The sequence below is a fragment of the Dyella mobilis genome, assembly GCF_016904945.1.
In the GTDB taxonomy this organism is placed as follows: domain Bacteria; phylum Pseudomonadota; class Gammaproteobacteria; order Xanthomonadales; family Rhodanobacteraceae; genus Dyella_B; species Dyella_B mobilis.
In genome coordinates, this window is record NZ_JADIKF010000040.1 from 481,372 (window position 1) to 493,592 (window position 12,221).

The 12,221-nt window shown below is 59.3% G+C and carries 11 protein-coding genes; 5 read left to right on the plus strand and 6 right to left on the minus strand.

The features are described 5' to 3' along the window. Positions 1-47 precede the first annotated feature (47 nt). From ISS99_RS18385 to ISS99_RS18405, 5 genes are all read right to left on the minus strand, one after another. Positions 48-377 carry a DHCW motif cupin fold protein gene (locus tag ISS99_RS18385; protein WP_204633062.1) on the minus strand — a complete coding sequence of 110 codons (330 nt, stop codon included), beginning with the start codon at positions 375-377 and terminating at the stop codon, positions 48-50. Positions 378-715: 338 nt separating this feature from the next. Beyond that, positions 716-1,045, minus strand: coding sequence for a hypothetical protein (locus ISS99_RS18390; RefSeq protein ID WP_204633063.1), 330 nt, complete (start codon positions 1,043-1,045; stop codon positions 716-718). Between the two features lie 156 nt (positions 1,046-1,201). After that, positions 1,202-1,633, minus strand: a complete 432-nt coding sequence (locus tag ISS99_RS18395; protein ID WP_204633064.1) for a hypothetical protein — start codon at positions 1,631-1,633, stop codon at positions 1,202-1,204. A 212-nt stretch (positions 1,634-1,845) separates the two neighbouring features. Next, the gene (locus ISS99_RS18400; RefSeq protein ID WP_204633065.1) at positions 1,846-2,145 is read right to left on the minus strand and encodes a hypothetical protein; all 300 of its coding nucleotides are present in this window, start codon (positions 2,143-2,145) and stop codon (positions 1,846-1,848) included. A 1,174-nt stretch (positions 2,146-3,319) separates the two neighbouring features. Further along, entirely contained in the window at positions 3,320-3,628 is a 309-nt protein-coding gene (locus ISS99_RS18405) for a hypothetical protein (protein ID WP_204633066.1), read from the minus strand. 354 nt (positions 3,629-3,982) lie between these two features. On the opposite strand from ISS99_RS18405, the gene ISS99_RS18410 reads away from it, so the two are divergent. From ISS99_RS18410 to ISS99_RS18425, 4 genes are all read left to right on the plus strand, one after another. Then, entirely contained in the window at positions 3,983-5,011 is a 1,029-nt protein-coding gene (locus tag ISS99_RS18410) for a TraB/GumN family protein (RefSeq protein ID WP_204633067.1), read from the plus strand. A 94-nt stretch (positions 5,012-5,105) separates the two neighbouring features. After that, on the plus strand, positions 5,106-5,315 hold the full coding sequence (locus tag ISS99_RS18415; protein WP_204633068.1) for a hypervirulence associated TUDOR domain-containing protein: 210 nt from the start codon (positions 5,106-5,108) through the stop codon (positions 5,313-5,315). A 10-nt stretch (positions 5,316-5,325) separates the two neighbouring features. Further along, positions 5,326-5,880, plus strand: coding sequence for a DUF488 domain-containing protein (locus ISS99_RS18420; protein ID WP_204633069.1), 555 nt, complete (start codon positions 5,326-5,328; stop codon positions 5,878-5,880). Between the two features lie 285 nt (positions 5,881-6,165). Next, positions 6,166-6,636, plus strand: coding sequence for a hypothetical protein (locus tag ISS99_RS18425; RefSeq protein WP_204633070.1), 471 nt, complete (start codon positions 6,166-6,168; stop codon positions 6,634-6,636). 45 nt (positions 6,637-6,681) lie between these two features. Here the strand turns inward: ISS99_RS18425 and ISS99_RS18430 are convergent, their stop codons facing one another. Next, positions 6,682-8,283: an MASE1 domain-containing protein gene (locus ISS99_RS18430; RefSeq protein WP_204633071.1), complete on the minus strand. Its 1,602-nt coding sequence runs from the start codon at positions 8,281-8,283 to the stop codon at positions 6,682-6,684. A gap of 432 nt (positions 8,284-8,715) precedes the next feature. On the opposite strand from ISS99_RS18430, the gene recC reads away from it, so the two are divergent. Continuing rightward, positions 8,716-12,216: an exodeoxyribonuclease V subunit gamma gene (recC, locus tag ISS99_RS18435; protein ID WP_284343693.1), complete on the plus strand. Its 3,501-nt coding sequence runs from the start codon at positions 8,716-8,718 to the stop codon at positions 12,214-12,216. Positions 12,217-12,221: the final 5 nt, after the last annotated feature.

Sequence of the window (12,221 nt, forward strand, 5' to 3'; positions counted from 1 at the left end):
TTTCGGTTGAAGTCGCAGTCGAAAGCGGACGCTACCAACATGATCAACTAGTCGACGACAAACAACTTGGCACCAATCTTCGTATACGAGCGATGCGGCTCCGCGCCATCACTGACCTGATAACTCATGCCAGGTCTCAACGTGAACGTGCGACCATCTTCGAGATCTGTGTGAAGCTCCCCTTCTACGCACAGCAGGATGTGTCCTTTGGTGCACCAGTGATCTGCAAGATAGCCAGGCGTGTATTCGATCATCCGCACCCTCATGCCACCGAATTGTCGGGTGCGCCAATAGGCGAAGCCCGATTCACCCTTGTGTTGGATCGCGTCCACGGACGACCAGTCGGTTGTTCCAAACGGGATACCTGAGATTTCCAAAGGAGTCGCCCTTTCTGAGCTGACGAGGTCGGAGGCCCGATGATGCCATGTCCGTCATGGATCGAAAGCATAACTAGCACCTGAAAGCCGAAGGCCCACGAACACTACGCTACGTTCTTTGCTGCAACAATGTTCTTGACGGCAATCAAAAAGACAACGACTCCCCATACGCCAATGACAACCTCGGTCGTGTATAGAGCTGCGCTGAAGACTGCCAGATCGATATTGCTGAGCGGCTTGGCCACTTGTGCCACGCGAAAAAAAGCTGTCACTTCCCAAGCGGACGAGGTCAACGCTTGGCTTAAGCGGCAGCGAAGCCGTCTGCCTTGAACGAATAGCTAGCGAGCACCGAACCGCTCCGTGGGCGCCTCGCGGCCAAAGTGATGGAGAAGAAGATAATTGTCCCAGCCACGAGAGCCTGTGCAAGTGATGATGGAAGCGCGTTGCAAACCATGGAGAACTACCACCTCGCGAATGGCAGGCCACAGAACTTGAGGGTTTGGGGTCGCGAAGGTGACGTTTACATATGGACCATCATCGTCGCCTCGATTGACCTCGACGCCTAGAACAGAGCCTTCCGGCACATCAGGAGCCTGAAGAGCGTCGATTGCTGACTCGCTGAACGCGCCGAGCAGGCCCGGCTGAACTTGGATAGTGAGATAGTGCATCAGTGCTCCCTAACTACTGAATATACGGACTTCAACATCCGGTTATACACGTTGCGACACGCTGCATGGACCTCAACGCAATCCCCATGATTTCGCAACAGCTCCACCCAGCTGGACTCCCTTTTGAGTGTCTGCTTAGGGTGGCGGGCGCGGCCGTCAGGGCAAGGCGGATCGGAGAAGCCCGCAATACGTAGAATCAGCTTCCAATTGATGCATGCTCAAGAACTGATTGCCTTGAGGATCAAATGCCAAACCACCAAAGTTCGTTACCAACACCTTTGCGGTTTCAAAGACGGCTATACACTCATCAGCGCTATCGCCATATACAAAGTGATAGACGACCACTCCACGAAGCTTACGTGCGGCAACTTGGGGATAGTCCTTGGCGACATTCGAATAGGGTTCGCGATAAAACTCAAATCCCGTTTTTCGGCCGGACAGCTTTAGCGGCAAGAAGCCGGAATCCCGGTTCAAGTCAACTTGTGCCGCAAACTCGACGGGCACGTGGCTATCCCTCAAAGATTTCTGCCACGTTTCAAGATTGGGAGCTCGCTGCAGCGCGAGAATTACAAAGATATCGATTGACACTTATAACCCCTAGTTCCCAGGTATCCGTCTGGCCTCATTATGTCCGCTGTGGGTCGGAAGGGGATGCCACACAAACGGAATCATGCTAACCACTTTTCAGTATCACGACTCCTTGCTAGTGACAAAGCTTCGAACTCGTCTCGGCAGTCGAGCTTCTGAACACCAACATCAGCAAGCGCCTCATTTATGGCATCGACTGAAGCTAATGCGGCTCATTGCACACCTTCCCTGAAAACGGCAGCAGCTTGCGTGCCCTCACCCCCAAAGAATTCTGCCTCAATGTACGCCAAGGCCCCTCCTGAGCTTAGCTCCGCACAAAAAGCAATCAATTCAACAGGGAAAATGCCGTCGCCATCCGTAAGAGGACAAAACGGAATCTTGAATTCCTCCCTTACCTTGATCGTTAGTGGGACTAGCACATAGCCCTGAGCCAACTCGACGGTAGTCAGTGGCAATCGCGGGGCACCGAGCACATCTTTGTGTCCGATCACCGCCTGAATCGTATACGCCAATTCAACTCCCTTTTTTTGTCTACTTTAGCTCTGTCCGCTTCGGAGTCGGAAGCGGAGCTTATCAGACGCCATCAATTGGCTGCCGCTGGCGACGCGTTGAGCGGTTTAAGTAATACCCAGTAGCCTTTCAAGTTCGGCGGCGAGTTTATTGAACTCACTCCCCCATCCATGCTCGATCGAGATCTCTTGAAGATTGGCCGTTGGCGCGAGTAACAACCTAACCTGATTTAGTGATAGGTCGACCAGGAGCACATCGATGTCATGAAGCGCCATGGTGCGATTCCCGTAGAGGACACCATCGCCCGCAGTTCAATCAGGATGTGCCGGACAGTTGCGTCGACATCCATACCAACTCCCCTAAGATCAAAACAATTTGGAATATCCAGCTTGTTCCTAAGCGACCGCTATAGGTCGACAACGGGCCTATTGTAGACAGCATGTAAGGATGCTCTAGGTCTTTGCGTGCGAATGACCATCAATCGCCCACTTGGGCAAACCGCAATGCACACATTTCTCCGCGCTTCGGTTGATGGCGAGGAAGCTGGGCTTGAAGAACGGCTTATTGCATCGCGGACACCTAAATGACGAGACGACGCCGCTCAAAACGACCCACGCACCAAACCAAGACGGAACAAAGTAGTTGTCAACTTTCCCGAACGAAGGAAACGAAAGCAGAAATGCGACAGGAATACCTGCGATGAAAATTGCCCACGAAGCATACGTCCAGTTCCGCAACCACTGCCATCTCTCTGCGTATATCATTCCCCCTGCCTCACGTGCGCTATCACCCAGAGCCTATTCTTATGTCCGTCTCGGGTCAAAATTCGAACTGTCCCTCGCTAAGAAGCCGAAGAGCATTTGCGCCGGGCGCAGCCAGAGGGGTCTGGTCCCACTGGTCTTCAGGAAGTTCCATCTATTGGCCTTACGCTTGAATTAAGTCGGTCCGCGAAGATGCACACCTGCGCAGGGCCTACGGCGTTGACGCTGCGCAGGTAATCCAGCAGCGGACCTTTGTATTGCGCAAAACCAGGATCACTGGCCAGCTTGAACGTGGCCGGGTCCTGCTCCTGGCCTGTCGCCATCGTCGGCAACAGGCCAGCACAGGCCACTCATAGGAACGAGCAGAGCGTTCGCATGGTCGTGACTCCGCACAGGTAGCAGGCGCCAGTTTGCATCATCCGGCTTGTTCCGCCTTTTCCTTGCGCCAAACCTTCTCCCGCAATCTGGACAAGCGCCGATTGGCCTCCTGCGCACTGCTCTGCCCCATCTCGATCAATGTCGCTATGCCGAACATGGCGTTAGCCAGATCGACCTGGTTGAGGTCTTCCACCTGGGGAAGCACGTCGCTCAACACTCTGGCCATGCCTTGGGCGCCGTCCAGCAACAGGGTGGCGTCATCCAACAGCTTTAGAGGATCGCAGACCGGGGGAAGGTAGTAGCTGGCGTTGAGGGTGATCCAGGCTCCGGGGGCTTTCGCGTTCATCGTTCGCTCCTTGCGATACGGGAAAGCGCCACCCGCACGAGCGCGGGTGGCGGACGTGCCGAGGTCAGAAACCGGTCCTCTAAGAACCCGGCCAGGCCAAAGCCTGCCCGGCACGCCCGCCATAGGTAAGCGGGGGTGTTAGCGCAAAGAAAACGCGCCTGACGGCGCGCGCGCCTTAGAGGTGACGGGTTCTGACACCCGGTCGCTGAATTGGCAGCGACCCGTTCAAGCTAAAGCGGCGTCAGCCCATCGTCAAGCCGAGTTCGCCTATCACCACGTGCATCGCTGAACTTTCGCCGGCAACAGGCATCAGACATCAACCAAACACGTCAGATGGATCTCACAGGGGAACTCATGCGCACAGCACGTCGCGTTAAACGCTTTGCTGCGTTTTGCTTATCGGCCTTCACCAGCCTCGGCGCATCCGCCCAGTCGTCCCCACCCTCGCCCAGCTCCGCCGTCACCCTGGCGCCAGTGGCCGTTTCCGGATCGCTGCCCGGCCCCGCACTGTGGAAGATCAGCAAGGGCAACCACGTGATGTGGGTGCTCGGCCTTACCTCGCCACTGCCCAGTCACGCGCAATGGGAGTCGTCGAAGATTGAGCAACTGATTGCTTCCTCGCAGGAGGTGCTGAAGCCGCCGGGCATGGAAATCGGTGCCAACCTCGGTTTTTGGGGACAGCTTGCGCTGATGCCCTCCATGATCGGGTTGAAGAAGCTTCCCGACGGACAAACCTTGAAGCAAGTGCTGCCGCCCGATCTCTACAAGCGCTGGCTCGTGCAACAAAACAAATACCTGCCACACAGTTGGGGAGTCGATCGGCTCCGCCCGACGTTCGCAGGAGAAAAACTGTACGCCGCAGCGCTCAGTCAATCGGGGCTGACGGACAACAGCGGCGTGGTGAATGCTGTCTACTCGGCCGCCAACCATGACAAGGTGACCCTCACCACCACCGCCTACACCCTGGTGCTCGACGACCCGCGCGGTGCGGCGAAGCAGTTCAAGCAAACCACGATGAATGACCAGCAATGCCTCAGCGCCATACTCGACACCATCGACCAGAATTTTGCGCAAACCACCGAGCGGGCCAACGCCTGGGCCACCGGCGACTTGCAAACCTTGGGCAAGATTCTCTCGACCAAGCAGCAAGATGAATGCCTGACCGCCATCAGCAGCACCGGATTTGCCAAGTCGATAGGCATGACCGACCTGCCCAGCCGCGTCGAACAGGCCTGGGTCAAGGCCGCCAGGGCGGCCCTGGACAAGGACACGCAGTCGGTTGCCCTGCTGCCTATGCGTCACCTGCTGGTGGATGACGGCTACCTGAAAACGCTGGAGAAAGACGGCTATACCGTGCAGTCGCCGGTACCCGCCGGCGAGTGAATGCGACGTTGCGCGAAGCCGGCGATACCAGGCCGGCTCCGAGCGTCGCCTATAATGGTGACTCGCGTTTCCGACGACAGCCGGGGGAGCAGCCATGCCGTTCAAAGTAGGCGACCACGTCAGCTGGAATTCCGAGGCCGGCCAAGTCAGCGGGCACATCGTGCGCGTGCATACCCGCGACGTCGATTACAAAGGCTATACGCATCACGCCAGCGAGGACGATCCGCAATACGAGATCCAGAGCGACAAGACCGATCACGTCGCCATGCACAAGGGCCGTGCATTGAAAAAGCTCCCGCATTGACGAGCACGCCGTGAAAAGCGCTCCTTTCTATACGATCGGCCATTCCACGCACCCGATCCCCGAATTCGTCAGCATGTTGCAGGATGGAAACGTCACCCTGGTGATCGACGTTCGAAGAGTGCCGCGGTCGCGCACCAATCCGCAGTACAACGAAGATACGCTGCCGGCGTCACTGGCACCCTATGGCATCGGTTATCGGCGCATTGCAACCCTCGGCGGACTGCGCAGCAAAAATCGCACCGTGGCGCGCGATGTAAATGCATTCTGGGAAAACGAAAGCTTCCACAATTACGCCGACTATGCGATGGACGAAACATTCCACGCAGGGCTGGCCCAACTACTGGAACTGGGCCACGACCAGCGCTGCGCCATTATGTGTGCCGAAGCCGTCTGGTGGCGCTGCCACCGGCGCATCATCGCCGATTACCTGATGGCCGCCAGCGAGGAAGTCATCCATTTGATGCGGCCGGGGCACGTCGAACCCGCACGTATGACCTCCGCAGCCATACCGGCTGGCCCCGGGGTGCTGGCCTACCCCGCCACGGAACCGAACACCCCGGCATAACCGCATCGCTCGCTGTGCACCAGGCCGACCAGGCATCGATAACCATAAAACGCGCCAATACATTCGCCGCGTAAAAAAAGCACATAACGAAATGCCAGGGTAATGGGGCATCCATCATTGGCAGTAGATCGATCCAATAAACCGCATTTTCACAGGCCTGTCACGCACTACTGTGGCCTCCTGAATAACGCTCTTTCCTGGTCGAAAACCGCCTGCCTGGCGCCACCTCGAAATGGGATGGGCGCCGGCCACCTGACACCATCATCCACACTGAGGGGAAGATTTATGCAGAAATTAACTCGCGCCGCACTCGCCACCCTGCTAGCCATGGGCGTATCGGGTTTTGCCATGGCCGCCACCCCATCATCTACGGGGTTAGGACAGGCTTGGCCGAATGCGACCGATGTGAGCGCAAGCCCGAATTGGCACGTTTATGTGTTTGTGTTGAATGGAGTGAAATACGTGCAGGTCAATGACCTCAACGGCAATGTGCTGGGCGCCATTGGAGCCGTCGGCGGCCAGTTCATTACGCTTCCGATCGGTCGATTCTCGCAGTATGTGTCGACGCCGCAACTGGCGGCAACTGCGCATTCAAATGGCCACCCCGTCGCCGCAACCACTACCATTTACAAAGATAATTCGATCTTGATCACCGCCACGCCACAGAGCGACGGCACGACAACATTTTCCGCCATAAACAGCCAAGAAACGTGCGACGACCCAACCGAGTGCGATCACGTCGCTAACACGCCTTAAATTGCCAGCGGTCACCCATACCAGCGACCAACTCTCCCGGCGGCGTCACTCACCGCCGGATTCTCGCGGATCGAGCATATAAACACCCATGACTCGCGCTGATGAAAAAGCGCGATTCTTGACATAACCCTCGAAAACAGCGGCACGATCTTGAATCACTTGAAGACTAAAACCACTACTAGCTCTAATCAAATTTGAAAGCATTTCGTCCCACAAAATAAATTTAGAACCGGCGACATCCACGAAAAAATAGACACTAACGAAGACGCCACGGCGCGAACCACGCTCCAAGCCTCGAATCCGGATTCGAACGGCGCTAATGTCTTTCTTCGAACAGCCATGGGTAACAGCTTCCCAGATAACTCGATAAATCGTCATCCGAAGCGCATTGGAAAGCTCGCTCACCGGCCCCTGAAGCTCGCATTCGTATTTCACCCCTCCTTCGCCAAGCGTCCTCGCCAAGGTACCCTCACGTAGCGCGTTGGGCAGCCCCCTTTCTCGCAAAGCGAGAGGATACAAACCGTCTGCCAGCCTGAATAGCTGATCCTGGGCAAAGGAAATTTGGCGCTGATAACCTCGCTCATCGACAGCTGGCTGTAGAAGACGAAGACGCCCCATCATCAATGAAAACCCGGCTTGAACCGCTTCGCGGACTTGTTCCAATGCCTGCGACGTCATGCGTAATTGCATCTCGCCAACATAGACATTGCGCTGCGCGAGTGCGAGCGCCATCTGAAAATCCGTCCGCTCTTTGCTGGCACTGCGATCCAATGCCGCGATGCGCCCGCCCATCAACAACATGGTGGATATCGCAAAAGCAACGATGGCTTCTGCACGGAAGGTATCGTAATCGTGATGCACGGGCGTAAGCATCATCACGACGCAGCTCGCCAAGGCACCGCCCACGGCGGCACCTTGCCAACCATGGCGCAATGCGAGCCACAACACTGGCAAAAACATGGCTATTTGTATTATTTGGCGCACCTGAGTTTCAGGTGATGCGATTGTCGCAACCCAAAACATGAACACCAGCAACGGAACAACCATGCACGTGCTTTCAAACAGAAGGCGACTTCCGGCAACCCTGCTACACAGCTGGCGCCAGCTCATTCCTTCCATCATTTGATGGACAGATAAAGCAAGCGGTGTGACGGTCAAAATCCCCAAATAGCTGCCAAGCGTGTACTCCGTAGCCAACGTGGGGTAATCAACGACGAATCCTGCAGGAAGACGCATGATCGAAAGAAGACCCATGCTACGCAACATCAGCACGAAGGACACAATTAGTGCGCAGCTAAGCAACCTTCCAGCATGGACCGTCTGCCGCTCGACGGGGCTCCACTTCTCTTTAGCCCAATATACGAACGGAATGACATAAACAATGGGGGGCGGCGCCACGCATAGGCTCCACATCACCCCCCACTTGCTGGCGCAATCAACTGCCAGATAGACGTAGTAGAAACTTTCGCCCAACACGAGCGCCGGCCAATAGCGATAAGGGCACAACAAGAGAGCAGCGAGGCGAAGTCCAGCCAGGATTTCCCACTCTCTAACGGAAAGCTCTCGAAAGACAAACGACAAGAGCCCGTATGCCATGAAGATGGCAATGTCCCGCGCCCACGGGCGCGCCCAAAGATCCTTCACCATCGATCACCCCGTGTATTTTTTTGACCGGCGGTCTGACATCTGTTTATGCGCACGTGTGGCCGTCCAAACGGCTTGATGATTCGTTTCACGGCGTGAAACCACAGTGAAACACGCAGCCATCACAAAGCGTTGATTCATCGCTGCGAAAAAAACGTGTTCGCCGCAACTGGCGGCCTGCGAACGGCATCACGCGAAGACCTCGCCGTCCTCACGGGTTCTTCTCGAACACGGCATCTCGACATGGATGGTCCAATCTGGGGCAATCCCCGAGCGACGCGGGACAAAGCCTTGATAACCCTGATTAAGGCTAAAATCGCCGAAGCCCTTTGCCGCGCCGCCAACCGATCCAGCCCAAGACCCTTGACCGAATGAAGCCAGCGAACCGCCCGACCGGACCCCGCGCCCGATGAACCTCGCCAGGCGCCGCCAACCGTGAGTGCCTCCGCGCGCACGGCACAGGACAACCCCATCGAATCCGGCCTGATGGTGATCCACGGCAATCGCCAGGAGGATCTGCGCGATCTGCTGGTGGCCTGGTTGCAGCGCGCGCCGCTGCAACCGCTGGAAAACGAAGTGATGCTGGTGCAGAGCAACGGCATCGCGCAGTGGCTGAAGCTGGCGCTGGCCCGGCCGTTGGACGCGGGCGGCCTCGGCATCAGCGCGGCGGTGGACATGCAATTGCCGGGCAGGTTCCTGTGGCAGGCCTACCGCGCGGCGCTGGGCGCGGCGGCGGTGCCGGCCACCTCGCCGTTCGACAAGAGCCGGCTGGTGTGGCGCCTGCTGCGCCTGTTGCCGCAGCACCTGGGGGATGCGGCCTTTGCGCCCCTGCGCAGCCTGCTCGGCAACGTCCAGGATTGGCAGCGCCTGCACCAGCTCGCCGCGCAAGTGGCCGATCTGTTCGATCAATACCAGGTGTTCCGCGCCGACTGGCTGGAAGACTGGGAACACCGCAACGACGTGCTGCGCGATAACCGCCAGCACGCGATCGAACTGCCCGCTGCGCAGCGCTGGCAGCCCAAACTCTGGCGGCTGCTGCTGGACGACGTTCCCGCCGAACAGCGGCACAGCCACCGCGCCACCGTGCACCGCCGTTTCATGCAGCAAATGCAGGCGGGCGATATCCCTCCCGGAGAGCTGCCGCGGCGCATCGTGGTGTTCGGCATCACGTCGCTACCGCAACAGGTACTGGAAGCACTGACCGCGCTTTCGCGCCATTGCCAGGTACTGCTGCTGGTCACCAACCCGTGCCGGCATTACTGGGCCGACATCATCGAGGATCGCGAACTGCTGCTGGCTGCACAGCGCCGTCACGTCGGCAAGCCGGGACTGCCTCCGGAACCGCGCTACGAAGATCTACACCTGCACGCCAATCCCCTGCTGGCCGCCTGGGGCAAGCAAGGACGGGATTTCATCCGCCAGCTCGATGCTTTCGACCAGCCGGAGCGCTACCGCGACCGCTTCGCCGAGATCAAGCGCAGCATCGACGTGTTTCAGGACGTGGGCCGCGATTCCCTGCTGCACCAGGTGCAACAAGCCGTGCTCGACCTGGAACCGGTGCCCGCCGATGCCGCCAGGCGCAAGCCGTTGCCGGCCGAACGCCAATCGCTGCAATTCCACGTGGCGCACAGCCCGCAGCGCGAGGTGGAGATTCTGCACGACCGGCTGCTTGATCTGTTCGAACGCGCCGCCCGCGATGGAGATCCCCTGGCACCGCGCGACGTGATGGTGATGGTGCCGGACATCCGCACCTACGCCCCGCACATCCAGGCCGTATTTGGACGCATCGCAGCGGACGATCCGCGCCACCTGCCCTACAGCATCGCCGATCAGCCCGGCCGCGGCGCCTCGCCATTACTGGTGGCGCTGGAGTCGCTGCTGTCGCTTGCCGAGTCGCGCTTCACTGCCAGCAACGTACTCGACCTGCTCGACGTGCCCGCGCTGCGCCGGCGCTTCCGCATCGGCGACGACGACCTGCCAACCCTGCGCCGCTGGATCACCGAATCGGGCATCCGCTGGGGCCTTGACGGACGGCAGAAGCAAACCCTGGGCTTGCCGGCCGACGAACAGAACAGCTGGCGCTTCGGCCTGCGCCGCATGCTGCTCGGTTATGCGAGCGGCGACGGTGCGGCGCTGGACGACATCGCGCCGTATGCGGAAATCGGCGGACTCGACGCCGCCCTGCTGGGCCCGCTGAACCAGTTGCTGGATACCTTGGAACATTACTGGCGACTGCTCGCCACTACGGCCACGCCGGCGCAATGGAGCGAGCGCCTGCGTCGCTTGCTGCACGATTGCTTCGATGCGCGCGGCGACGAAGCCGACACCCTGCGCATCGACAGACTGATCGAAGCCCTGGACGGTTGGCTGGACGCGTGCAACGAAGCCGGCTTCCAACAGGCCATTCCGATCGCCATCGTCGCGGAGGACTGGTTGCAGGCCATCGATCAGAAACACCTGTCGCAGCGCTTCATGGGCGGCGCGGTGAACTTCGGCACCTTGCTGCCGATGCGCGCCATTCCGTTTCGGGTGGTGTGCCTGCTGGGCATGAACGATGGCGATTATCCGCGGCGCATTTCCCCGCCCGATTTCGACCTGATGGCCGGCGTGCGCCAGCATCGCCCAGGCGATCGGTCGCGGCGCGAAGACGATCGCTACATGTTTCTGGAAGCGCTGCTCTCCGCGCGCGATGTGCTGCACGTAAGCTGGGTTGGTCACAGTGCGCGCGACAACAGCGAACTGCCGCCGTCGGTGCTGGTGGCCCAGTTGCGCGACTGCCTGGCCGCCGGCTGGCGCCTGCCCGATGACCACGCCGACGATGACCCGGCGCGCAAACGCCTGCTGGCCGCGCTGATCACCACGCATCCGCTGCAAGCCTTCAGCCCGCGCTATTTCAGCGACGATGCATCCTCGCCGCTGTTCACCTATGCCGCCGAATGGGCGCATGCCCATCGCCGCACAGCCGCCGTGGAGGCTGCTCCGCTGAATGCCTGGCAGGCAGCACCGGTGCTGGACATCGCCGTCTTGCAGCGCTTTCTTGCCCGGCCCGCGGCTAGCTTTTATGCCGAACGCCTGAAAGTTCGCTTCGGTGAAACCGACACCGGCCCCGAAGACGACGAGCCTTTTGCGCTGGACCGGCTGGAAAGCCACGCCGCGACGGATGCGTTGCTGCAAACCACGCTGGCCGACGAAAGCCACGACGCGTTTGCGCAGGCCGCACTGCATCTGCGCCAATGCGGCGTGCTGCCATCCGGCGGGTTCGGCGCGCTGATCATGGATGACATCGGCGACGACGTGCGACGCATCCTCAAGCGCTGGCACGCCGCGGTGGCGCATTGGTACACACCGTGGGATGCGTTGGAACTCGGCTACGACGCCGCCCTCGCCGAAGGCAGGCATATCCAGATACAAGGCTGGCTCGACGACCTGCGCGCTGGCGACGACGGTAAACCGGTACGCCTGCTGCCGATGACGGGCTCCATGCTGCAAGACGGCGCCATCCGCTTCGACCGGATGCTGCATGCCTGGGTCCTGCAGCTTCTTGCCAACGCCAACGGCGTGGATGTCTCCACACACGTGTTTGCCGCGGATGCCTCGATCTTGCTCAAAGCCCGCCCCATCGACGAAGCAAGCGCCCATCTGGATCAACTGCTGCGCGGCTGGTACGAAGGCATGCATGCTCCCGCGGCAATCGGCCGCCGCACGGCTTATGCCTGGCTGCTTGCCGAGCACAGCGAGAAAAAGAACCCGTACGACGCCGCGCAGGCGCGCTATGAAGGCAGCGCCTACAACGACTCGCGCGGCGAAGTGGACTACGAGCCTTGCCTGGCCCGCAGCTGGCCGAATTTCGCGGCGCTGTACGCAGACGGTTTCGAACACTGGCTGGCGCTCTATCGCCCGTTGCTCGATGCAGCCACCGTGGAGCGCGCATCGTGAACGGC